At 70.7% G+C, this 23436-nt stretch carries 19 protein-coding genes; 3 read left to right on the top strand and 16 right to left on the bottom strand.

Annotated features, from left to right (window positions below; genetic code table 11):
- Nucleotides 1-36: 36 nt before the first annotated feature.
- The 15 genes from EDF23_RS03940 to EDF23_RS04010 form a co-directional block, all read right to left on the bottom strand.
- Nucleotides 37-762 (bottom strand): YggS family pyridoxal phosphate-dependent enzyme, encoded by a 726-nt coding sequence (locus EDF23_RS03940; RefSeq protein ID WP_131920596.1) that lies wholly within the window; start codon nt 760-762, stop codon nt 37-39.
- A 7-nt stretch (nt 763-769) separates the two neighbouring features.
- A complete protein-coding gene (ftsZ, locus tag EDF23_RS03945) occupies nt 770-1930 on the bottom strand; it encodes a cell division protein FtsZ (RefSeq protein ID WP_111085783.1) in 1161 nt (386 codons plus the stop codon).
- 145 nt (nt 1931-2075) lie between these two features.
- A complete protein-coding gene (locus tag EDF23_RS03950; protein ID WP_131920598.1) occupies nt 2076-3449 on the bottom strand; it encodes an FtsQ-type POTRA domain-containing protein in 1374 nt (457 codons plus the stop codon).
- Nucleotides 3446-4849 carry a UDP-N-acetylmuramate--L-alanine ligase gene (murC, locus tag EDF23_RS03955; RefSeq protein ID WP_131920600.1) on the bottom strand — a complete coding sequence of 468 codons (1404 nt, stop codon included), beginning with the start codon at nt 4847-4849 and terminating at the stop codon, nt 3446-3448. The genes EDF23_RS03950 and murC overlap by 4 nt, the downstream gene beginning before the upstream one ends.
- Nucleotides 4846-5985, bottom strand: a complete 1140-nt coding sequence (murG, locus tag EDF23_RS03960; RefSeq protein WP_243648796.1) for an undecaprenyldiphospho-muramoylpentapeptide beta-N-acetylglucosaminyltransferase — start codon at nt 5983-5985, stop codon at nt 4846-4848. Before murG ends, murC begins: the two co-directional genes overlap by 4 nt.
- Nucleotides 5982-7241: a putative lipid II flippase FtsW gene (ftsW, locus tag EDF23_RS03965; protein ID WP_131920602.1), complete on the bottom strand. Its 1260-nt coding sequence runs from the start codon at nt 7239-7241 to the stop codon at nt 5982-5984. Before ftsW ends, murG begins: the two co-directional genes overlap by 4 nt.
- Nucleotides 7210-8739, bottom strand: a complete 1530-nt coding sequence (gene murD / locus EDF23_RS03970; RefSeq protein ID WP_131920604.1) for a UDP-N-acetylmuramoyl-L-alanine--D-glutamate ligase — start codon at nt 8737-8739, stop codon at nt 7210-7212. The genes ftsW and murD overlap by 32 nt, the downstream gene beginning before the upstream one ends.
- Nucleotides 8740-8743: 4 nt before the next feature.
- Nucleotides 8744-9847: a phospho-N-acetylmuramoyl-pentapeptide-transferase gene (mraY, locus tag EDF23_RS03975; RefSeq protein WP_123938314.1), complete on the bottom strand. Its 1104-nt coding sequence runs from the start codon at nt 9845-9847 to the stop codon at nt 8744-8746.
- Nucleotides 9844-11349 (bottom strand): UDP-N-acetylmuramoyl-tripeptide--D-alanyl-D-alanine ligase, encoded by a 1506-nt coding sequence (gene murF, locus EDF23_RS03980; RefSeq protein WP_131920606.1) that lies wholly within the window; start codon nt 11347-11349, stop codon nt 9844-9846. Before murF ends, mraY begins: the two co-directional genes overlap by 4 nt.
- A complete protein-coding gene (locus tag EDF23_RS03985) occupies nt 11346-13016 on the bottom strand; it encodes a UDP-N-acetylmuramoyl-L-alanyl-D-glutamate--2,6-diaminopimelate ligase (RefSeq protein ID WP_131920608.1) in 1671 nt (556 codons plus the stop codon). Before EDF23_RS03985 ends, murF begins: the two co-directional genes overlap by 4 nt.
- Nucleotides 13017-13030: 14 nt before the next feature.
- The gene (locus EDF23_RS03990; RefSeq protein WP_131920610.1) at nt 13031-14800 is read right to left on the bottom strand and encodes a penicillin-binding protein 2; all 1770 of its coding nucleotides are present in this window, start codon (nt 14798-14800) and stop codon (nt 13031-13033) included.
- Nucleotides 14801-14849: 49 nt separating this feature from the next.
- The gene (locus tag EDF23_RS03995; protein WP_131920612.1) at nt 14850-15557 is read right to left on the bottom strand and encodes a hypothetical protein; all 708 of its coding nucleotides are present in this window, start codon (nt 15555-15557) and stop codon (nt 14850-14852) included.
- Between the two features lies 1 nt (nt 15558).
- A complete protein-coding gene (rsmH, locus tag EDF23_RS04000; protein WP_131920615.1) occupies nt 15559-16524 on the bottom strand; it encodes a 16S rRNA (cytosine(1402)-N(4))-methyltransferase RsmH in 966 nt (321 codons plus the stop codon).
- Between the two features lie 106 nt (nt 16525-16630).
- Nucleotides 16631-17062 carry a division/cell wall cluster transcriptional repressor MraZ gene (gene mraZ, locus EDF23_RS04005; RefSeq protein ID WP_071254530.1) on the bottom strand — a complete coding sequence of 144 codons (432 nt, stop codon included), beginning with the start codon at nt 17060-17062 and terminating at the stop codon, nt 16631-16633.
- 505 nt (nt 17063-17567) lie between these two features.
- Complete coding sequence (locus EDF23_RS04010; RefSeq protein WP_131920617.1) at nt 17568-17966, bottom strand: DUF3040 domain-containing protein; 399 nt, start codon at nt 17964-17966, stop codon at nt 17568-17570.
- Nucleotides 17967-18097: 131 nt separating this feature from the next.
- Here EDF23_RS04010 and EDF23_RS04015 point away from each other — a divergent pair, with 131 nt between their 5' ends.
- Nucleotides 18098-19195 carry a polyprenyl synthetase family protein gene (locus tag EDF23_RS04015; protein WP_235036036.1) on the top strand — a complete coding sequence of 366 codons (1098 nt, stop codon included), beginning with the start codon at nt 18098-18100 and terminating at the stop codon, nt 19193-19195.
- Between the two features lie 70 nt (nt 19196-19265).
- Here the strand turns inward: EDF23_RS04015 and EDF23_RS04020 are convergent, their stop codons facing one another.
- Nucleotides 19266-19622, bottom strand: a complete 357-nt coding sequence (locus tag EDF23_RS04020; protein WP_111085815.1) for an Rv2175c family DNA-binding protein — start codon at nt 19620-19622, stop codon at nt 19266-19268.
- A gap of 171 nt (nt 19623-19793) precedes the next feature.
- Between EDF23_RS04020 and EDF23_RS04025 the strand changes: the two genes are divergently transcribed.
- Nucleotides 19794-21089, top strand: a complete 1296-nt coding sequence (locus EDF23_RS04025; protein ID WP_243648797.1) for a LysM peptidoglycan-binding domain-containing protein — start codon at nt 19794-19796, stop codon at nt 21087-21089.
- Nucleotides 21090-21171: 82 nt separating this feature from the next.
- Nucleotides 21172-23238: a Stk1 family PASTA domain-containing Ser/Thr kinase gene (gene pknB / locus EDF23_RS04030; protein WP_123939174.1), complete on the top strand. Its 2067-nt coding sequence runs from the start codon at nt 21172-21174 to the stop codon at nt 23236-23238.
- Nucleotides 23239-23436: the final 198 nt, after the last annotated feature.

The following is a 23436-nucleotide window of genomic DNA, read 5'->3' on the forward strand; positions in this document are numbered from 1 at the left end:
CCGGAGGTTGGTGCACGTGGATGCCCTGCAACGAGGCTAGGGTGCCGCCGGCCGATTTCCCGTGATTGCGGTGCCGATCCGCAGGTGTGTCGCGCCCTCGAGCACGGCGTCGGCGTAGTCGCCGCTCATGCCGGCCGAGATGTCGGTGGCGCCGGGCTCGAGCGCCACGACCCGGTCCGAGATCGCCCGCAGCCGAGCGAACGCCGCACGGGGCTCCTCGTCCAGCGGCGCGACGGCCATGACCCCGCGCAACCGGATGGTGCCGGTCTCGAGCACGCGTGCGGCCATCGCCTCGACGTCGTCCGGTTGCACGCCGCCGCGACCGGGATCGTCGGTCAGGTTGACCTGCACGAACCCGTCGATGACCGGTGGATCCGGCTCGGCCTCGGTCGGCGCGAAGGCATCCACGACCGTCGTGCGGTCGAGGGACTGCACGACGTGCGCGTAGCGACGGACCTGCCGGGCCTTCTTCGACTGCAGCTGCCCGATGAAGTGCCAGGTCAGGTCGAGGTCGGCGAGTTCCGCGGCCTTGGCCTGTGCCTCCTGGTGGCGGTTCTCACCCACGTCGGTGACGCCGAGTGATGCCAGCGCACGGACGAGGGACGCCGGGTGGTACTTCGTGACGACGATCAGCGTGAGGTCGTCGGCCGAGCGCCCTGCGGCGCGCGCCGCGTCGGCGATGCCACCTCTGACGGACGCGAGACGCGCCTCCAGTCCGTCGTCTGATGACGAGGCGGACGGGAGGCGCGTGTCTGCTACCAAGGAGGGGTTACTTCAGGAAGTCGGGGACGTCGAGCTCGTCGTCGTCGTCGAACGCCGGGTCGGCGGCGCGCTGCACCGGCGGCTGGTGTTCCTGCGAGGCCCAGGAGGGGCTCGACGTGCTGGAGTCCTCGATCGCACCGGTCGAGGCAGCGACGGGAGCCGTCGCGCTCGACTCGGGGTCGACGTAGCTCGAGCGACGCTCCTTCTGCTGCTGCGCCGGCTCGCCGCCGTCGAAGCCCGCGGCGATGACGGTCACGCGGACCTCGTCACCCAGGGTGTCGTCGATGACCGCACCGAAGATGATGTTCGCCTCGGGGTGCACGGCTTCCTGCACCAGACGCGCGGCGTCGTTGATCTCGAAGATGCCGAGGTTCGAGCCACCCTGGATCGAGAGCAGCACACCGTGCGCTCCGTCGATCGAGGCCTCGAGCAGCGGGGACGCGACGGCGAGCTCGGCGGCCTTGATGGCACGGTCGGCACCGCGCGACGAGCCGATGCCCATGAGCGCGGAGCCCGCACCCTGCATGACGGACTTGACGTCGGCGAAGTCGAGGTTGATGAGACCCGGGGTGGTGATGAGGTCGGTGATGCCCTGCACGCCGGCGAGGAGCACCTGGTCGGCCGTGGCGAAGGCCTCGACCATCGAGATGCCGCGGTCGCTGATCTCGAGCAGGCGGTCGTTCGGCACGACGATGAGCGTGTCGACCTCGTCCTTGAGCCCGGCGACACCGTTCTCGGCCTGGGACTGGCGACGCTTGCCCTCGAAGCTGAACGGCTTCGTGACGACGCCGATGGTGAGGGCGCCGATCGACTTGGCGATGCGGGCGACGACGGGCGCACCACCCGTGCCGGTCCCACCGCCTTCACCGGCGGTGACGAAGACCATGTCGGCACCGGCGAGGGCCTCTTCGATCTCCTCGGCGTGGTCCTCGGCGGCACGACGGCCGACCTCGGGGTCCGCGCCGGCGCCGAGGCCGCGGGTGATCTCGCGGCCGACGTCGAGCTTGACGTCGGCGTCGCTGAGCAGGAGCGCCTGCGCGTCGGTGTTGATCGCGATGAACTCGACGCCACGGAGGCCGAGTTCGATCATCCGGTTGACGGCGTTGACGCCGCCGCCGCCGACACCGACGACCTTGATGACGGCGAGGTAGTTGTGGTTCGTGGTCACGTCAGTCAGGCCTCCGGTTGAACCCTCAACCTCTACTTGAAGTTCAGGGGCAATGCTGGTAGATGTAGTGCTGGCTTCGACGCTACGGGTGGGTTCCGCGCACTGTCGCCCCGCCACGCCGCGTGTCGCCGATCAGGTCGGCAATTCAGTCCTTCGCACGGATCACGCCGTTGTCCGGTGCGGACACGTCGTACTCGACCACGACGCCCGGGTTCCGCGCCGCGTGGTCCTTCACCAGGGCGGCGAGCAGCGCGGCCTTCGCCTCGGAGTCGTCGGGGCTCCCCCACACGACGGTCGAGCCGTCCTTGAGCGTCAGGGTCACGTCGTCCGCGGTGGACCCGGCGACCCGCGTGACCTGCGACCGGACGGTCGACGGCAGCGCCAGCACGACCTCGGTCATCGTGCGGAAGCTCGAGGACCCGAGGCGCGCACGGGCGATGTCGGCGAGCGGCATGGTGGCCGGACGCTGCGGGGACGACTGCACGACGATGCCGGCCGGGTCGACGAGGTCGAACGAGCTGCCGGACTTCACGGCCACGACGGGCGTGCGCTCGGTCACCGTCACGACGAGGGTGTGCGGCGGGGCCTCTTCGGTCACGTAGCTCTCGATGAGCGGGAAGCCGGCGATGTCCTGCTTGATCTCGTCGAAGTCGAGCCGCGCGAGCGGGGTGCCGATCTGGTCGGACAGGGCCTGCCGCAGCGCGGTCTCGTCGACGCGGTTGGTGCCCTTGACCTCGATCGTCTGCAGGGCCATCAGCGGCGAGAACACCGCCACCAGGATCGAGACGCCGAGCACGAGCACGATGCCGGCCGCGGTGATCCACGCGGCACGACGGTGGCGGCTGCGCCGGGTGAACCGCCGCACCTCGGCGCGCTCGAGCAGGCGACGGCGACGCTTCGCGATGCGCGCCTCACGCGCGGTCTCGGCAGCGCGGACGCCGGCACCGATGGGTGCGTCGTCGTGCTGGACCGGCCGGGAGGCACTGCCCGCGTCGAGCACGTCGGTCACGGTCGCGTCGTGGTCGCGTGCACTGCCCGCCGCGCCCCCGGACGGTCGTTGCGCCCCGTCTCCTCGGGGCGCGTTGCCCGCGTCGGGGCGCGGGTCGCGGTGCTCCTCGTCCGGTGTGTACTCGCGCAGGCGGTCGGCGACGGCACCGAAGCCGGCGCCGACGCGGCGGCCGGCCGCGCCCGCGAGGGCGCCGACGCGGTCGCGCGTCGAGTCTGCGGCATCGGTGGTCGGTTCCGCGCCCGCGGACGGCCGTCGCGCCCCGGTGCTCGGGGGCGCACCGACCGCTGGGGGGCGCGATTCGGAGGAACCGGGTGCGGGAGTGACGGCCGGGGCCTCGTCGACCGCAGCGGACTCGTCGGACGTGGGACGGGCCTCCCGGTCGTCGGGTGTGCGCCCGCGGAACGGGAGCCGCGGCATCGAGGGGCCACGACGCTGCCGGGGCGCGTCGGCGCCCTCGACCGGGGCGTCCCTGCGGGCGTCCCCCTCGTCGAACCCCTCGGGTCGCCTCACCGGCCCAACGCTCCCAGCACCTGCGGGATGATCCGGTACACGTCACCGCAGCTGAGCGTCATGATGATGTCGCCGTCGCGGGCGACCGCGGCGGCACGGGCGGCGGCCTCGTCCCAGTCCGGCAGGAACTCCACGCGGGACTGGTCGGCGAAGCGTTCCTGCACCAGGGCACCGGTGACCCCGGGCTCCGGGTCCTCGCGCGCGCCGTAGACGTCGAGGACGACCGTGTGGTCGGCGAGCTCCTCGTAGACCCGCGCGAAGTCACCGGCCATGAGACGGGTGCGCGAGTACAGGTGGGGCTGGTGGATGGCGATGATGCGGCCGTCGCCGACGACGTTGCGGGCGGCCTTGAGCGCCGCGGCGACCTCGGTCGGGTGGTGCGCGTAGTCGTCGTAGACCGACACCCCGCGCTCGACACCGTGCAGTTCGAAGCGGCGCTGGGTGCCGCCGAAGGCCTCGAGCCCGCGGATCGCGTCGGCGGCGCTCACGCCCAGACCGGTCAGGACCGCGAAGGCACCGACGGCGTTGATCGCGTTGTGCCGGCCCGGCACGCGGAGGGTCAGGTGGTGTGCCTCGCCGCCGGCGCGGAACGCGACCTCGACGCCCGCGGACTCGATGATCCGCTCGATGCGCACATCGGCGTCGACGGCCTCGCCGAAGGTGACGACCTCGGGGGCGTCGGCACGCGCGCGGATGCCCGCCGTGACGGTCTTCGCGCCGGCGTCGTCGCTCGAGATGACGACGCGCTCGCTCGCCTTCGCGGCGAACTCGACGAACGCCTCGGTGAAGGCCTCCTCGCTGCCGTAGTGGTCGAGGTGGTCGGCGTCGACGTTCGTGATGAGGGCCACGGCGACGTCGTAGAGCAGGAACGAACCGTCGGACTCGTCGGCCTCGACCACGAACAGGTCGCTCGAGCCCGGCGCCGAGCTCGTGCCGAGCGACTGGATGACGCCGCCGTTGACGAAGCTCGGGTCGAGGCCGAGCTCGACCATCGCGGTGACGATCATGCCGGTCGAGGTGGTCTTGCCGTGCGCGCCGGCGACCGCGACGAGGCGGTGCCCGGCGATGAGGGCGGCGAGGGCCTGGGACCGGTGCAGCACCGGCAGGCCGCGGCGCTGCGCCTCGAGCAGTTCGGGGTTGTCCGGCCACAGCGCGCTCGTGACGACGATCGTGTCCGCGTCACCGACGTTCGCGGCGTCGTGGCCGATGTGCACCCCGGCGCCGAGGTCGCGCATGATGCCCGTCGTCTCGGTCTCGCGGGAGTCGCTGCCCGTCACGCGGTGGCCGGCGGCGAGGAACATCCGGGCGATGCCGCTCATGCCGGCGCCGCCGATGCCGACGAAGTGCACGGTGCCGAGGTCGTCCGGGATCGGCTGCGTCAGGTCCGGCTTGATGGTCATGGTTCCTCCGTGGTGCTGGCGGCGCCGTTGCCTCGTGCGGTTCCTCGTGCGGCACCTCGTTCGGTGCCTCGTGCTGCGTCCAGGACGAGGTCGGTCATCCGGTCCGCGCCGTCGCGGTGTCCGACGCTGCCCGCCCGGACCGTCATGTCCGCGATGCGGGCCCGGTCCTGCAGGATCGTCAGGAGCTGGAACGTCACCCAGTCGGGGTCGAATTCCCCGTCCGCCACGAGCACTGCTCCCCCGACGTCGACGACGTCCTTCGCGTTGTGCCGCTGCTCGCCGTTGCCGACAGGGTACGGCACGAGCACGCTCGGCAGCCCGACCGCGGTGAGCTCGCAGACCATGCCGGCGCCGGAGCGGGACACGACGAAGTCGCTCGCCGCGTACGCCAGGTCCATCCGGTCGCAGTAGGCGAGCACGTGGTAGCCGTCGAGGTCGCTCGGACCGATGTCGGACGCCGCCCCGACGACGTGCAGGACCTGCCAGCCGGCGCCCACGATGGTCGCCGCCGACTTGTTGATCGTGCGGTTGATGCTGCGGGCGCCCGAGGAACCACCTGTGACGAGGAGCACGGGGCGAGCCGGGTCGAGCCCGAACTCGGCGAGGGCCTCAGTACGGCTCGCACGGCGGTCGAGTGACTCGATCTCGCGCCGGAGCGGCATGCCGACGACCCGGCCGTGCCGCAGTCGGGTGTTCGAGAAGGTCAGGCCGACGTGCTCGGTGAGGAAGGCCGCGAGGCGGTTCGCCAACCCCGGCTTCGCGTTCTGCTCGTGCACGACGATCGGGGTGCCGGTGCGCCGGGCCGCGATGTACGCCGGCGCCGCCGCGTAGCCGCCGACGCCGAGGACGACCTCGACTTCGTGCTCGCGGATGATCTGCTCGGTGCGCTTGACGGCCGCGGCGAAACGCTGCGGGAAGCGCAGGGCCGCGCCGTTCAGCTTCCGGGGGAACGGCAGGCGCGGGATCGTCAGGAGCTCGTAGCCGCGCATCGGCACCAGGCGGGACTCCAGGCCCTCGGCGGTGCCCAGGACGAGCACCTCGGCATCCGGCTCGCGCTCGGTCAGCCGGTCGGCGACCGCGAGCAGGGGGTTGACGTGTCCGGCGGTGCCCCCGCCGGCGAAGAGGTACTTGCTCACCGGAGTCGTCCGTTCGTGGTGGTGCTGTCGAGGGGCGGGTTCGTGGTGCGCGGGTCGTTCTTCCCGGGCAGGTCTCGGGCGAACGAGAGCACGACGCCGATCGCCACCAGGGTCATGATGAGCGCGGACCCGCCGGCCGAGATCAGCGGCAGTGGGACGCCGAGGACCGGCAGCAGGCCGAGCACCACGGCGATGTTCACGAGCGCCTGGCCGATGATCCACGCCAGGATGCCGCCCGTGACGGTCTTCACGAACGGGTCGCGGGACTGCCGGATGATCTTGATCATGCCGACGGCGAGCACGACGAACAGGGCGAGCACGACGACGGCGCCGATCAGGCCGAGCTCCTCGCCGATGATCGCGAAGATGTAGTCGTTGTCCGCCTCGGGCAGCCACGACCACTTCGCCTTGGAGTTGCCGAGTCCGACGCCGAACACGCCACCGGACGCCAGCGCCCACATGCCGTGCACGGGCTGCCAACACAGGTCGGCGTACTGGTTCGAGTCGGTGCAGCCGGACAGCCACGCGCTGATGCGCACCTGACGGGACGACGACGCCATCGTGACGAACGGCAGCATGACCGCCATCGCCGCCAGGCCGACGAGCAGGTGCCGGGCGCGGGCCCCGCCGACGTAGAGCGCACCGAGGACCAGGATGAGCATGATCATCGCGGTGCCCTGGTCGCCACCGAGGATCACGAGGCCGAGCGACAGGAGCGAGGCGATCCCGATCGGGATGAAGACCTCTTTCCAGTCGTCGAGCTTGTCGCGCTTGACGTACATGATCGCGCCGATGCCGAGCACCAGGCCGAGCTTGACGACCTCGGACGGCTGCGCGGTGAACGAGCCGATGCCGATCCAGTTCCGGTTGCCCTGGACGTCGATGCCGAGCGGTGTGTACACGAGCAGCTGCAGGACGAGGGCGGCACCGAGCAACCGCATCGCCCACTTCCGCCACAGCCGTGTCGGGATTCGGCTCGCGACGAGCATGAGCGGGACGCCGAGGACCGCGTACAGACCCTGGCGGGACGCTGCACCGAAGAAGTCGTGCGTCGCGGCGTACTGCTCGACGCTCGACGACGACAGGACCATCACGACGCCGAAGACGACCAGGAAGAGCGTGACGCCGAGGATCGTGTAGAAGGTGCTGGACTCGGCGACGAAGACGTTCTTGACGGCGACGAGTGCACCGTTCGTGCGACGCGGGTTGCCCGTCGCCGGCGTGCTACGACTGTTCGGAAGATCCGTCGTCGCCATCGGCGTTGCCTCCCAGGTGCTCGTGGACCGCCGCCGCGAAACGACGCCCCCGGTCGGCGTAGGAGCCGAACTGGTCGAACGACGCAGCCGCCGGGGCGAGGAGGACCGTGTCGCCCGGCCTCGCGACCGATGCGGCATGCCGGACCGCCTCGGGCATGACCTGATCAGTGTCCGTCGTCTCCACCTGGAGCACCGGCACCCCGGACGCGTGTCGCGCGAATGCCTCCAGGACGGGGGTCCGGTCGGTGCCGATCACGACGACGGCACGGACCTCGGGGCCGAAGCGTGCGACGAGCCCGTCGACGTCGACGCCCTTGAACAGGCCGCCGACGATCCACACCACGGTGTCGAACGACGCGAGCGAGGCGGTGGCGGCGTGCGGGTTCGTGGCCTTCGAGTCGTCCACCCACGCGACGCCGGCCGACTCGGCCACGAGCTCCGTGCGGTGGTGGTCGGCGCGGAAGGCCCGGACGGCGGACTGGATCGCACTCGGCTGGACGGTGCCGGCACGGGCGAGGGCCGCGGCGGCCAGGACGTTCATCGTCATGTGCGGGCTGGCGAGCCCGGCGACCTCGAGGTCGGCGAGGGTCGACAGCTCGAGCGCGCTGTTCCGACGGTCCTCGTTGAAGGCGCGGTCGCACAGGACGTCCTCGACGATGCCGACGTCCCCGGGGGCGGGCACCCCCGGCGTGAAGCCGACGGCACGGCAGCCCTCGACGACGTCGGCGTCCTGCACCATGTCGCGCGTGACGTCGTCGGCGGTGTTGTAGACGCACGCCATCACGGTGCGCTCGTAGACCTTGGCCTTCGCGGCGCGGTACGCCGCGGCGGAGCCGTGCCACTCGAGGTGGTCGTCGGCGATGTTCAGGCAGGCGCTCGCGAGCGGCACGACCGCGCCGTCGCCCGAGGTCGCCATGTAGTGCAGCTGGTGGCTGGAGAGCTCGACGACGAGCACGTCGTAGCCGTCCGGGTCGCGGACGACGTCGAGCACCGGCACGCCGATGTTGCCGCAGGCCACGGCACGCAGGCCGCCGGCCTCGTACATCGCGGTCGTGAGCTGCGTCGTGGTGGTCTTGCCGTTCGTGCCCGTGATCGTGATCCACGGTGCCGCGACCGGACCGCGCACGACCTTGTCGCGCACGCGCCAGGCGAGCTCGATGTCGCCCCAGACCGTGCTGTTCCGGACGGACCACTCGACGGTCGCGTTGTGCGGCGGCAGGCCGGGCGACACGATGACGACGTCCGGTGCCTGCTCCTGCAGCGCGGCCGGCACGGCGTCGAGCGTCGTCTGCACGAAGCGCGCACCGATGACGTCGAGCAGGTCGACGCTGTCCGACGGCGCGTCGGACGAGTACACCGTGACCGCACCGCCGAGCTCCACCAGGGTGTCGGCGACCGAGAACCCGGTCGCGCCGAGCCCGAGGACGGCGACGTTCAGGCCCTTCCACCCCTCGGAGTACCAGCTGTCGAGGGACTGGAGACGGGAGGACGTGGACACCGGGTCAACCAACGCGTGCGATCCATTCGAGGTAGAAGAGGCCGACCCCCGCGGCGACGAAGAGCCCCGCGATGATCCAGAACCGGACGACGACCGTCACCTCGGCCCACCCCTTCAGCTCGAAGTGGTGGTGCAGCGGACTCATCCGGAAGATCCGCTTGCCGTGGGTGATCTTGAAGTACGCCCGCTGCAGGATGACCGAGCCGGTGACGATGAAGAACAGGCCACCGATCAGGATGAGCAGGAGCTCGGTGCGGCTGAGGATCGCGAGACCCGCCAGCGCACCACCGAGGCCGAGCGAACCGGTGTCGCCGAGGAAGATCTGCGCCGGCGAGGTGTTGTACCAGAGGAACCCGATGAGCCCTCCGCAGACCGCGGCCGCGACGACCGCCAGGTCGAGCGGGTTGCTCACGGTGTAGCAGGCGTGCTCCGTGCTCGCGTCGAGACGGGCGCCGCCGCAGATCTGGTTGGACTGCCAGAAGCCGATGATGACGTACGAGCCGATCGCCAGGATGCTCGAGCCGGTCGCGAGACCGTCGAGCCCGTCCGCGACGTTGACGCCGTTCGACGTCGACACCGTGAGCAGCACGATCCAGGCCAGGAACAGCACGGTGCCGATGACCGTGCCGAGCGCCATGAAGTCGAGCCACGGGATGTCCCGGATCGCCGAGATCATGGTCGACGCCGGGGGCTTGCCGTTCGACGTCGGCACCACCAGGGCGACCGTGGCGAAGATGACGCCGACGATGACCTGGCCGAGGACCTTGGCCCACCCGCCGAGCCCGAGGCTCCGCTGGCGCCGGACCTTGAGGAAGTCGTCGATGAACCCGACGAAGCCCAGCCCCACCATGAGGAACAGCACGAGCAGGCCGGACAGGGTGATCGAGTCACGTCCGACCAGGTGGCCGACGAAGTAGCCGATCACGGCGCCGATGATGAGGACGATGCCGCCCATCGTCGCGGTGCCGCGCTTGGTGTGGTGCGACTGCGGACCGTCGTCACGGATGAACTGCCCCCACCCGAGACGGTGGAACAGCTTGATGAAGAACGGGGTGAGCAGCAACGTGAACACCAGCGACGTAGCGCCGGCGATGAGGAGCGCGATCATTCGGTGACACCTCCGAGGCGGTCGCCGAGGAATCGCAGTTCGGCCGACTTCGAGGACTTGACCAGGACCACGTCGCCGGGGCGGAGCATGTCCTGGAGTGACCGGACGGCGTCGTCGACGTCCTCGATGAACACCGATTCGCCGTCCCACGATCCCTCGAGGGTGGCGGCCTGGTGGATGGGCATCGCGCCGCGGCCGACGACCACGAGCTGACCGATGCCGAGACGGACGACGAGCCGACCGATGCGGTCGTGCTCCTCGGTCGAGAACTCGCCGAGCTCGGCCATCTCGCCGAGCACGGCGACGGTCCGCTCCCCCGGGCGCACGATCTGCGCCAGGGTCCGCAGCGCTGCTGCGGTCGAGTCCGGCGACGCGTTGTAGGCGTCGTTGATCACGGTGACGCCCTCGGGGCCGCCCTGCAGCAGCTCCATGCGCCAGCGCTCGGCGCGCGTCATCGACGCGAGCGCCGCGGCGCCGTCGGCGAGCGGGACGCCCCAGCGGTGGGCGACCGTCAGGGCGGCAGCCGCGTTCATCGCGTGGTGCTCACCCAGGATCGCGAGGCGCACGTCCACGTGATCCGGGCCTCCCGTTCGGCCTCCGTCTGCAGACGGGTCGCCTACGGGGACGGGAGGCGCGGTGAGGGTGAAGCGGGTGCCGCTGCGGTCCGTCTCGATGCCGGTGATGCGGTAGTCGGCATCCGCCGACGTGCCGAAGCCGACCACCTGGGCGGCCGTCAGGCCGCGCATCGACGCGACCCGGTCGTCGTCGACGTTGAGCAGCGCGGTCGCGGAGGCGGGCAGGTCGGTGACCATCTCGGACTTCGCGCGCTGCGTCGCCTCGATGCCGCCGAACTCGCCGGCGTGCGCCAGGCCCACCTTGAGCACGACACCGACGTCCGGCTCGGCGATGCGGACGAGCGCCGCGATGTGGCCGACGCCGCTGGCCCCCATCTCGACGACCAGGAACCGGGTGTCGTACGTGACCCGGAGCATCGAGATCGGTGCCCCGACGTGGTTGTTGAAGGACCCCTGGGGCGCGACGGTCTCGCCGTGCTGCTCGAGGATCGTCCGGAGCATGTTCTTCGTGCTCGTCTTGCCGTTCGAGCCGGTGATGCCGACGACCTTGAGCGGTGCGGGACGCCCCTCGGCGTCGACGCGGTCGGCGGATGCCATCCGGACCCGGGTGACGACCTCGTGCGCGAGCGCGGCGAGTGCTGCGTAGCCGTCCGCGACGACGATCTGCGGCGCGGTGGTCTCGACGCGCTCGGGCGTGATGACCAGCGCGGCACCCGCCTCGGTCGCGGCGGGCACGAAGCGGCGCCCGTCCGTGACCTCGCCGGGCAGGGCGAAGAAGACACTGCCGGGGCCGACCAGGCGCGAGTCGGTCTCGACCGAGCCCTCCACCACCAGGTCGCCGGGCTCGGCGACGTCGGTCGCCTGGGCACCACCGATCAGCTCGCCGCCGACCGCGGTGGCGATCTCGGCGAGGGTGAGCGCGATCATCGGAGGTCCTCGGCCGGACCGGAGTTCGGCTCCCAACCGGCTTCGCGCAGGGCCTGACGGGCCTCGTCGCGTGCCGAGTAGGGGGTGCGGACCCCGGCGATGTCGCGGTAGTCCTGGTGGCCGGGGCCGGCCCAGAGGATGGAGTCGCCTTCGCCGAGCAGACCGACGGCCAGGCGGATGGCGGCCTCGGGCGGGCTCACCTCGTGCAGCTCGTGGTCCGGGAACGCCTCGCGCGCGGCGTCGACCAGGGTCTTCCGGATCGACGCGGCGTCCTCGAAGCGGGGGTGGTGGTCGGTGACGACGAGGATGTCGCTGCCGGCCGCCGCGACGCGGGCCATGTCGCCGCGCTTCGTGGTGTCGCGGTCGCCGTCGGCGCCGAACAGCATGAGGACCTTGCCGGAGGTGAACTGCCGGACGGCAGCGAGGGTGTTCTCGAACGCGTCGGCGCTGTGGCCGAAGTCGACGTAGACGCTCGGGCCGTGCTCGCCCGAGACGCGCTCGGTCCGGCCGGGAAGGTAGCACTCGATGGCGGAGACGCGGCGCACGGCGCCGTCGCGGTCACGGTCGCTTCGGGCCTCGTGCTCGTCGCGGTCGTCTTCGTCCGGGTAGCGGCGGTGGTTGCTGTCGAGCGCGTGCGCGATGGCACCGAGCTCGAAACCGCCCTCGACCAGCATGACGATCGCCAGTGCGGCGTTCGCGGCCATGTGCCAGCCGATCAGGGGCACACGGGTGGTGAGCTCGCGGCCCTCGGGACCGGTCAGGCGGAACTCGGTGTACGCGGCGTGCGCCTCGACGATGTCGACGTGCCACTCGGCCTCGACGTCCGGGTGCACGGTGATCGTCGTGACCGGGATGCGGGAGTCCTGCACCACGCGGTGGCCCCAGTCGGTGTCCAGCGAGACGACGCCGCGACGGGCGTGCTCGGGCTGGAACAGCGGGAGCTTCGCCTGGTAGTACTCCTCCATGTCGGCGTAGTCGTCGAGGTGGTCGTGCGACAGGTTCGTGAAGGCCGCGACGTCGAAGACGATGCCGTCGACCCGGTGACGGCTGAGGGCCTGCGCGCTCACCTCGACGGCGACCGCGCGCACCTCGCTCTCGCGCATCCGGGCGAGGAGCGCGTGCATCTCGCTGGCCTCGGGCGTGGTGAGGCGGCTCGTCACGCTGAGCGTGCCGATGTGGCGCTCGGCGGTCGAGCTCAGGCCGGTGACCAGGCCGAGCTGCTTGAGGATCCCTTCGAGGATGTACGACGTGCTCGTCTTGCCGTTCGTGCCGGTGACGGCGAACAGCTGCGGCAGGTCGGTGGCCTCGTCCGGGTGGGTGCGGTACACCCAGGCGGACACGTCGCCCAGGGCTGCACGGGGGTCGTCCACGACGAGGACCGGCAAGCCGGCCGCTCGTGCGCTCTCCACGCCCGCGTCGTCGGTCAGGACGGCGACGGCACCGCGCTCGGCGGCCTCGGCGGAGAACTCCGCGCCGTGCCGGTTCGCACCGTGCACGCCGACGAAGACGTCACCCGGCTGCACCTCGGCGGCGCTCAGCGTGACACCGGTCGTCTCGACGGCGTCGAGGGAACCGACGACGCGGAGGCCGAACGCGTTCGCGAGTTCGGCGACCGCCCTCGGGGTCGGGTGTTCGGGCCGGAGGACCGGGGGGATCCGTGCGGACAAGTGTTCCTTCTTCCTCACCACGTGGACGGGTAGAGCTTCGCCTCGGACGCGGAGGGGGCTACTCGGTACTTCTCGAGCACCTGGGACATGAGTGTGCGGAACGCCGGAGCCGCTCCGCTCGACCACTTGTTGGTCTGCGGCTTCGTGAACGTCACCGTGACAACATACTGGGGGTCTTCGGCGGGTGCCATTCCGGCCACCGAGGTGATGCGCTGACCGCCGTAGCCCTTCGAGCCCTCGGCCACCTCGGCGGTACCGGTCTTCGCGGCGATGTTGTAGCCCGAGATCGGCTTCATGCCCACGAGCGTGCCGCCCGTGACCACGCTCTGGAGCATGTCGGTGACCTGGGTCGCAGCGTCGGCGGACACGACGCGCTGCTTCTGCACGTCGGGCGCGTCGATGGTCTTGCCGTCCGAGGTGGTGCAGCCCTTGACGAAGTGCGGCGGGATCCGGACACCGTCGTTCGCGATGGTCTGGAACACGCTGGCGACCTGGACCGCGGTCGTCGAGATGCCCTGGCCGAACATCGAGTTGATGTTCGTCTGCTGGTCCCAGTTCGGGCTCGAGCCGTAGTCCATCGACGGCTGGCCCGGGTAGTCGATCGCCGACTCCGGCTCGAACAGTCCGAACTTCTGCATGTAGTCGTACCGCTGCTGCGCCGTCAGCCGCGCGCCGAGCTCGGTGATGCCGACGTTCGACGAGTTCTGCAGGATGCCCGTCAGCGTCAGGTTCTCGGTCTCGTGGAACTCGGAGTCGTGGATCGTGCCGCCCCAGGGGAAGGTGCGCGAGTACGGCACGACCGCCTGGTCGGTGGGACTCGACTTGCCCTGGTCGATCAGGGCGGCGGCGATGGCGGCCTTGATCGTCGAACCGGGCTCGTAGGAGTCGGTGAGCGCACGGGAGCCGAACGCCCCCTTGTCGGTCGTAGCGTCGACGTCGTTCGGGTCGACCGTCGGGTAGTCGGCGACCGCGAGCAGCTCGCCCGTCTTCACGCTCGTGACCGTGGCCGTCGCCGACGCCGCCTGCAGGGTCTTCGCGGCGGACGCGATGGTCTGCTGCGCCATGTACTGCAGGTCGCTGTCGATCGTCGTCACGAGCGTGCCGCCGTCCTTGGCCTGCTTCTTCGTCACGGTGCTGCCGGGCAGCTGGACGCCGTCCTCGCCGCGCTCGTACGTCTCCGAGCCGTTCGTGCCGGCGAGGCACTTGTTGTAGGCGTACTCCAGGCCGGCCTGTGCGCCGTCGGTGCCCATGAACCCGGTGACGTTGCCCGTGGTCGCACCCGTCGGGTAGACCCGCGACGCCTGCTGCTCCTTGTAGATCCACGGGATGCCGAGGTCGGTGACGGCCTCGTAGTGCTTCACGTCGAGGCCCTTGACCAGGTACGCGAAGTCCGACTTCGGGTTCGCGGCGATGTTCTTCCGCATGGTCGCGACGTCGCCACCCGAGGCCTTCGCCAGGGCGGTGAGCGCCGTCGACACGCTGATGTCCTTGACCCGGGTCCCGCCGAGCTTGCCCTTGAAGGCCTTGACCAGGCGCGGGGCGGTGGTGATGTTGTACCGGGTGACGCTGTCGGCGAGTTCCGTGCCGTTGCGGTCGACGATCGACCCGCGGGTGCCGTAGATCGTCACCGGGATGCTGCGCTTCTGCGTCGACTGCTCGTTGAGGGCCGAGGCCTGCACGACCTGGATGTCGACGAGGCGGACCACGAAGACACCCACCAGGGCGATCACGGCGATCATCACGATGCTGTAGCGCAGTCGGCGGTTGCGGATCGTCTTCGTCACGCGGTGCGGTCCTTCCCGGATGGTGCTGAGGGTGGTTCAGACCCGCAGGTCACCGGGTGGAGGGCGCCTGGAGCTGGTTCGCGTCGGACTCTACGGAGGACTTCGAGGAACCCCCGTCCGACGCGCTGGCGCCGCTCGTCTTCTCAGACGCGGCGGTGCCGGTGGTGCTGCCGGCGGTGCTGTTGCCGGCGGTGTCGTCGGCCTTCGCGTCGGTACTGGTGCTGCCCGTGGTCGAGCCCGTCTCCTTGCTCGTCGACGTGTCGCCCTGCTTCGCAGCGAGCGGGACGTCGTTCAGCAGGGAGTTCGGCACCTGGTTCGAGGTCGCTGCGGTGGCCTGGTCGGCGACCGCCGGGGTCGGCGTGCCGTAGACCCGGCCTGTCTTGGGGTCGAGGTAGACCGGCGTGGAGTTCGCGATCATCCCGAGGGACTGCGCGTTGCGGGCCAGGTTCTGCGGCGAGTCGAGCACCCGGAGTTCCTCGGACAGCGACTGCTGCGTGCGGGACAGGTTCGTCTGCTCCGTGCCGAGGGCGCTCAGCGTGTAGGCCCCCTGGCTGAGCACCATGCTGATGCCGAGCTGGGCGAGCAGCAGGACGCCGAGGGCGACGACCGCGGTGACGGCGTAGCCGATGCGGGGCCGTGCACGGCGCTGGGCCGCGGTCGGCGTGACCTCGACGAGCTCCGGTCGGCTCTGGCGGTCCGGGCGCGGGGCGCGGGACGGGACGACGGCGGGGTCGACGAGTGCGAGGTTCGTGCTCATGTCACTTCCGGATCCGCTCGGCCGCGCGCAGGCGCACGGGTGTTGCTCGGGGGTTGGCGGCGCGCTCGGCCTCGTCGGCCAGCTCGGCGCCCTTGACGATCAGGGAGAAGGTGGGGGCGTGCTCGGGGAGCTCGACCGGCAGCCCGGCGGGGGCGCTCGACTTCGTGCGCGCCACCAGTGCCCGCTTGACGATGCGGTCCTCGAGCGACTGGTACGACTCGACGACGATGCGACCGCCGACCGCGATGGCGTCGAGCGCCGCCGGGATCGCGCGTTCGAGGACGCTGAGTTCGGCGTTCACCTCGATGCGGAGCGCCTGGAACACGCGCTTCGCGGGGTGGCCCTGGCGCTGGATCGCGACCGGGGTCGCGTCGTGGAGCACCTGCACCAGGTCGCCCGACATCTCGAACGGCGCGCTCGCGCGGCGGTCGACGATGGCCCGGGCGTAGCGGCCGGCGAGCTTCTCCTCGCCGTAGCGCTGGAAGATGCGGCGCAGTTCGCCCTCGTCGTAGGTGGCCAGGACGTCGGCGGCGGTCTGCCCCTCGGTCCGGTCCATGCGCATGTCGAGCGGGGCGTCCTGGCTGTACGCGAAGCCGCGCTCGGCCCGGTCGAGCTGCAGCGAGCTGACCCCGAGGTCGAACAGCACCCCGTCGACCTGGCGGAAGCCCTCGCCCTCGATCGCGTCGACGATGCCGTCGTACACGGTGTGCACCAGGCGGACGCGGTCGCCGAAGCGGGCCAGGCGCTCCCCCGCGATGCCGAGGGCGTCGGTGTCACGGTCGAGACCGATCAGCGTCAGGTCCGGGAACCGCTCGAGCAGCCCCTCGGAGTGTCCGCCCATGCCGAGCGTGGCGTCGACGACGACCTTGCCCGGTCCGTCGAGCGTCGGCGTGAACAGGTCGACGATGCGCTCGAGCATCACCGGCGTGTGCGGGAAGCGTGGTGTCCCGTTGTCGTTGTCGGCCATGTGCAGCCCCTCGTCTTCCGGGCCGCGGGTCCGGATCCCCATCCATGCGACCTGACATCGGGGAAGTGATGTCAGGGCTTCACGGCTGGGAGTCCCGATCCACGGATCAGAAGATCCCCGGGATCACCTCCTCGTCGTTGTCGGCGAACGCCTCTTCGGCTTCGGCGTAGTAGGCCTCCCACGCGGTGGTCGACCAGATCTCGGCACGGTCACCGCTGCCGATGACCGTCAGGTCCCGCTCGAGCCCCGCGTACTCACGGAGGTTCTGCGGGATCGTCACGCGGTTCTGCTTGTCGGGCTGTTCGGCGCTGGCCCCCGAGAGGAACAGGCGCATGTAGTCCCTGGTGCGCTTCGACGTCATCGGTGCGGTCCGGATGCGTTCGTGGAGTTCCTCGAACGTCCGGGCACTGAAGACCACGACGCAGCGTTCCTGGCCGCGGGTCATCACGAGTCCCCCGGACAGTTCGTCCCGGAACTTGGCGGGGAGGATCACGCGACCCTTCTCGTCGAGCTTCGGGGCATGAGTACCGAGCAGCACGTCGGGCCTCCCCTCCGCTCCACCGGACCGTTGCAAGCCCCACTTTACTCCACTGCCCTCCCCTCGGCCAGGATTCCGCTCCCTTTTCGCCCCGTGGCACCCCTTTTGGGGCCGTTTCGGCAGCGCCGAAGCCCGGACAGCGGTGGCGGATGCCCGTCATGCCGGGGATCTGGGCGGGAGAGGTGGGCGTGGAGGAAAGTGGAGGACTTTCGCAGCCAGTGGAGCGTCCCGTGGCGCGCCGAGGCTCACGATCGGCTCCACCACGGCCGGCCGCCGGTCAGCGCACGGTCACGACGCGCTGCCGCCGCGACGCCGAGTGGTCACGAACCGTCGCTCGCGCGGACCACAGCCGACAGTTCGTGGCCCCCGGGCAACCACCGCGCGGCATGTCGTGACCACTCGCGCGCGCACGAACCTGCCCCGCCCGATCCTGCCCGCCCCCGGAACGCGAAACGGGGCCGACCCGAAGGCCGGCCCCGTCACGAGGGAGGAGTGTGGAGGGCTGCTACTGCCCCTGGTCGTTCCGCTTGTCCCAGCGGTCGTTCATGCGGTCCATGAACGAGCCACCGCCGCCGCCGCTCGCCGGACGAGCCGAACCACCGGACGCCGGAGCACCCGGCCGAGCGGGCTTCGCCTTCGGGGCACGCATGCCCGGGCGCAACGCGAAGAGGACACCGGCGAGCATCACGACGAAGCCGAGGATGCCCAGCAGCGGGGCCTTGATCACGAGACCGACGATCACGATCGCGACGCCGGCGAGTGCACCGAGCACTCCGAGCGTGATGGCTGTGTACGTCGGACGACCCTGTCGACGTGTGACACGCGCCACGAAATCGGAATCGTTCTGGTAGAGGCTGCGCTCCATCTCTTCGAGAAGGCGCTGCTCCTGTTCCGAGAGCGGCATCTTGGTTCCCTCTGTTCCTGGGATCGACGCGGGGTTGAACAACCGGGCTGGAAAACACTCGGTTGAGTGGACCGATTCTATGTCCCAACCGCTCCACTAGGGTAGGGACTGTGGCTGAGAGTACGCGATTAGTGGACCTCGTATCGGCGCGTATCGACCGGGCACTCGACGAGCAGCGTGAACGGCTCCTCGCGATCAGCCCCGATCTCGCCCCGTTCGACCTGTACGCCCGAGATCTGCTGTCCGGTGGCAAGCGCTTCCGGGCGCTGTTCTGCTACTGGGGATGGCAGTCGGTGGCGGGCCGTTCGGGCTCGTTCGACCCGCTCGCCGAGGGCTCCCGTCAGACCACGGCCGAGGCGATCGTCACGGTCGCCGCAGCACTCGAGGTCTTCCACGCAGCGGCGCTCGTGCACGACGACATCATGGACCGCTCGGACACCCGCCGTGGGCGTCCCGCAGCACACCGCCGGTTCGAGTCCCTCCACCAGGAGTCCGGCTTCGTCGGCGACCGCGGGCAGTACGGCACGAACTCGGCACTGCTGCTCGGCGACCTGCTGCTGTCCCTCAGCGACTCGGTGTTCGACGAGGGCCTCGCGCTCCTCGACCCGGTGCGCGCCCGCATCGTGCGCCAGGAGTTCCACGCGATGCGCCTCGACGTCACCGCGGGCCAGTACCTCGACGTGCACGAAGAGACCGCCTGGCCCGTCATCGACGAGTCCGAGCACCTGCTCCGCGCCCAGCGCGTCATCGTCTTCAAGTCCGCGAAGTACTCGATCGAAGCACCGCTCGTCATCGGCGCGCTGGTGGCCGGGGCGAGCGACTCCCAACTCGAGGGCCTCCGCGCCTTCGGGCTCCCCCTCGGCGTCGCCTACCAGCTGCGCGACGACATGCTCGGCGTGTTCGGTGACCCGGAGGTCACCGGCAAGCCCGCAGGCGACGACCTGCGCGAGGGCAAGCGGACCGTGCTCATCGCCTCGGCCCGCAAGGCGCTGGCCAGTGGCCCGCGGCAGCTGCTCGACGAGCTCCTCGGCGACCCCGACCTCGACGAGGAGCAGGTGCAGATGCTCCGCGCCACCCTCACCGAGTCCGGTGCGGTCGCCGCGGTCGAGCGTTCCATCGACCGGCACGTGCAGCGTGCGAAGGCGGCGCTCGACGCGTCGCCGTTGACGCCGTCGGCACGCGAGCAGCTCGCGTCGCTGGCCGACACGGTCAGCCGCCGGTCGTCCTAGACGCACCACCAGGACAGACGGGAGGCCCGGTGCCAGCTGGCACCGGGCCTCCCGTCTGCTCGGAACGCGTCTAGAGCAGCGACTGGGCCACGCGACGCACCTCGGCCTTGCGACCGGCGCGCAGCGCCGCGATGGGCGAGACGCCCATCGAGTCGTCGACGGTGAGCATCCAGCGGACCGCCTCGTCGTCGGTGAAGCCGTTGTCGCTGAGCACGGTCAGGGTGCCACGCAGCTCGGGCATGGGCTCGCGGTCCTCGAGGAACTCGCTCGGCACGCGCAGGACACCACCGACGCGGGCCGCCAGCAGGGTCTTCTCCTCGAACAGGCGGTGGATCCGGCCGGGGCTGGTGCTGAACAGGTCCACCAGTTCGGGGACGGTCAGCCAGCGCTCGGAGAGGGAGAGGTCGTCGACGGGTGCAGCACTCACACGCCCATGGTGCCAGAGCGGGGCACCGAGTGAGTACGCACCGTTCGTCACATTCGTCACACGCACCACATCCGGCTCTCTGGTTGACTTGGGAATCACACCATGCCAGCGTTGTGCCACCTGTGAGTGCGCGCATGCACGCGCACGGGACAGTCGAGATCAGGAGAAACCGTGGACAACGCTGCAGACGAAGCCGCCCGGCGCGCACGATCCGCCCGGTTCGCGACCATGCCCATCGTCCTCGCGGGCACGATCGCGGTGACCGCCGGCCTGACCGGCCCCATCGCGCACGCCGAACCGCGACACGACGACGCGGACTCGAACCACAAGCGCCACGTCGACCAGGACCGCAACGTCGGCAACCGTCCGGTCTTCGGCACCGCGGTCGCACGTCCGTCGCAGACCGTCGTCACGACGGTCGCCGCGACGACGAAGGCAGCCGCCCCCACGACCTACACCGTCCGTCAGGGCGACACGGTCTCGGGCATCGCCGCCCGCTTCGGCCTGTCGGCGCAGGAAGTCCTGGTGCGCAACGGCCTCGGCTGGAACACGATCATCCACCCCGGACAGACGCTGCACCTGGCGTCGACGCCCGCGGTGACCACGGCGCGCACGACCACGAGCGCCGGATCGACGTCCGGGTCCGGGTCGGGGTCGAGTACCTCGAGCTACCACGTGAAGTCGGGCGACACCGTGTCCGGCATCGCGTCGCGGGTCGGCGTGTCGACCACGGCGCTCCTCAGCGCGAACAAGCTCTCGCAGCGCAGCGTGATCTACCCCGGTCAGACGCTCCGGGTGCCGCACGGCTCGTCCGGTGGCGGCTCGGTGTCCACGGCCGCAGCGTCGTCGGGTTCGTCGAAGTCGAGTGTGAGGATCTCCTCGGGCGACACGATCGGCTCGATCGCTGCGTCCCACCACGTCTCCGTCGCCTCGCTGCTGTCGGCGAACGGCCTGACCTACACGAGCACGATCTACGCGGGCAAGACCCTCCTCATCCCGTCGTCGAGCACTGCTGCGACGACCGCCGCCGCGCCGTCGCGTGCCGCGGTGAGCGCCGCCGTCGGACTGAGTGCCGAGCAGCGCCAGAACGCAGCCACCATCGTCGCCGTCGGCCGCTCCCTCGGGGTGTCCGACCGCGGCATCGTGGTGGCCCTGGCCGCCGCGATGCAGGAGTCGAGCCTGCGCAACCTGCCCCACGGCGACCGCGACTCGGTCGGCCTGTTCCAGCAGCGGCCGAGCCAGGGCTGGGGCAGTGGGGCGAAGCTGCAGGACCCCGCGTACGCGACGAAGCTGTTCTTCGGCGGTCGCAGCAACCCGAACGTCGGCAAGACCCGCGGGCTGCTCGACGTGCCCGGGTGGTCGTCGATGAGCATCACCGACGCCGCCCAGGCCGTGCAGCTCTCCGCCTACCCCAAGGCCTACGCCAACTGGGCGAGCGCCGCCCAGGGCTGGCTGGCCACCCTCTGAGTCTCATCCGGAAGATCGAGATTGGGTCACGACCGGTGCGCCGGTGCGGTCCCGTGCAGTCTCGATTCGTAGAATGCCGCCGATGACCACCAACGCCGCCACGGATCCGATGATCGGTCGCATGATCGATCAGCGGTACCGCGTCCGCTCCCGCATCGCGCGCGGAGGCATGGCGACCGTGTACCTCGCGACCGACGTCCGCCTCGAGCGACGCGTCGCGATCAAGATCATGCACGGGCACCTGGCCGACGACCAGGCCTTCCGTGAGCGCTTCATCCAAGAGGCCCGGTCAGCCGCGCGGCTGTCCCACCCGAACCTGGTCGGCGTCTACGACCAGGGCGCCGAGGACGACACCGCCTACATCGTCATGGAGTACATCCCGGGCATCACGCTGCGGGACCTGCTGCAGGAGCACCACGCCCTGACGCCCGAGCAGGCGACCGACATCCTGCGCGCCGTGCTGGCCGGACTCGCCTCGGCCCACCGCGCCGGCATCGTGCACCGCGACCTGAAGCCCGAGAACGTCCTGCTCGCCGACGACGGCCGCATCAAGCTCGGCGACTTCGGCCTGGCCCGGGCGACGACGGCGAACACCGCGACCGGGGCCGCCCTGCTCGGCACGATCGCGTACCTCTCCCCCGAGCTCGTCACCCGTGGCGCTGCCGACTCACGCAGCGACATCTACGCGCTCGGCATCATGCTCTACGAGATGCTCACCGGCGAACAGCCCTACAAGGGCGAGCAGCCGATGCAGATCGCCTACCAGCACGCGAACGACACGGTGCCCGTCCCGAGTGCCGCGGTGTCCGGCGTCCCGCCCGAGCTCGACGAGCTCGTCGCCTGGTCGACCGCCCGCGACCCCGAGGACCGACCGCGCGACGCCCGCGAGATGCTCGACCACATGGCGGGCAACCAGCAGCGTGCCACGGGCCAGTACCGGACCGCCGTGCTGCGGCCCGAGAACGCAACCGCCATCCTGCCGTCCGGCGGCGGGACCGCTGCCGGTGTCGGCGCTGCTGCCGCTGGTGCCCGTGCTGCTGCCGCCGACGCACCGGCGGCCACCGATGCCACGGCGATCATCGACAGCCCCGACCGCGGGCGTCCCACGACCCGGAACCGCAACACCGGTCCGGGCCCGCGCCGCACGGGTGCGCAGCCCGGGGTGCTCTCGCCCGCGGGACAGCGCCTGGCCGACCTCTCCGCGAAGCGTCGCAAGCGCGGCTGGATCGCGCTGTCGGTCTTCGTCGTGCTCCTGCTCATCGGCGCGGGCTTCGGCTGGTACTTCGGGCCGGGGCCGGGTGGCAACGTGCGCATCCCCGAAGTGACGGGCAAGTCGGTCTCGCAGGCCCGGCAGCTGCTCGAAGCCCAGGGCCTGCACGCGGCGTCGAAGACCGGAACCCGGTTCGACGCCGTCGTCGCGAAGGGACAGGTGTCCATCACCAAGCCAGCCGCGAAGCGCGAGGTGCAGAAGGGCACCTCGGTGCAGCTCGTCGTGTCGAACGGGCCGAAGATGATCGCACTTCCGACGATCGTCGGGCAGCCGATCTCCACCGTCACCGCCGCGCTCGACGACGACTTCGAGCTGCAGGACAACCGGTACGAGTTCTCGGCCGACGCCGCGAAGGACACCGTCATCGCGGCGACCGGCCGGGCGTCCGGCGGCAAGGCGCTCGACCTGACGTCGGTCAAGGCGTACGGCGAGACCGGCCCGGTCACGCTCACGGTGTCCCTCGGCGCCGTGCCGGACGTCGTGGGCAAGACCGTCGACCAGGCCTCCGCGGAGCTCGACGCGGTCGGCCTCATCCTCGGAGCCCGCACCGAGGAGTTCAGCGAGGACGTCCCCTCCGGGCAGATCGTCTCCGCCGAGGTGCAGGACTCCCCCGCCGTGCGCGGCACCGCGATCGACGTCGTCGTGTCGAAGGGCCCGACGCCGATCACCCTGCCCGAGGACGGCGTCGTCGGCTCGACCATCAACGAGGCCACCGCGACCCTCGAGGGCCTCGGGCTCAAGGTCTCCGTGCCGGACTGCACGAACATCCTGTGCGGGTTCTACGACTGGAAGTCGTCGCTGCCGGTGACCGGTACCGACCCGGGCGCCGGAGCCACGGTGTACCGCGGCGACACGGTCACGCTCTCCTACGACCAGTAGCGCGCCCGGCCGGTCCGGTCCGGTCCGGTCCGGTCCGGTCCGCCGAAGCGACACCCGTCCGCCCAACCTCGCCGAAACCACCGCGAAAGCGACAGTGTGCCGTCTTGGGTTCAAGGGGTGGTTGCAACACCTTGAGTGGTGAGGTGTTGGTGTGGGTCGTTGGCACACGCGTGAGGACAAGCGACGGTTCTGGGCTGC

Source organism: Curtobacterium sp. PhB128 (genome assembly GCF_004340725.1).
Lineage (GTDB): Bacteria > Actinomycetota > Actinomycetes > Actinomycetales > Microbacteriaceae > Curtobacterium.

Excerpts from the sequence above, each read along its gene's own strand:
- pknB (WP_123939174.1), top strand. The coding sequence starts at position 21,172 with ATGACCACCAACGCCGCCACGGATCCGATGATCGGTCGCATGATCGAT.
- ftsW (WP_131920602.1), bottom strand. The coding sequence starts at position 7,241 with ATGGCGACGACGGATCTTCCGAACAGTCGTAGCACGCCGGCGACGGGC.
- murC (WP_131920600.1), bottom strand. The coding sequence starts at position 4,849 with ATGACCATCAAGCCGGACCTGACGCAGCCGATCCCGGACGACCTCGGC.
- mraY (WP_123938314.1), bottom strand. The coding sequence starts at position 9,847 with ATGATCGCGCTCCTCATCGCCGGCGCTACGTCGCTGGTGTTCACGTTG.
- rsmH (WP_131920615.1), bottom strand. The coding sequence starts at position 16,524 with ATGGCCGACAACGACAACGGGACACCACGCTTCCCGCACACGCCGGTG.
- EDF23_RS03995 (WP_131920612.1), bottom strand. The coding sequence starts at position 15,557 with ATGAGCACGAACCTCGCACTCGTCGACCCCGCCGTCGTCCCGTCCCGC.
- murF (WP_131920606.1), bottom strand. The coding sequence starts at position 11,349 with ATGATCGCGCTCACCCTCGCCGAGATCGCCACCGCGGTCGGCGGCGAG.
- EDF23_RS04010 (WP_131920617.1), bottom strand. The coding sequence starts at position 17,966 with ATGCCGCTCTCGGAACAGGAGCAGCGCCTTCTCGAAGAGATGGAGCGC.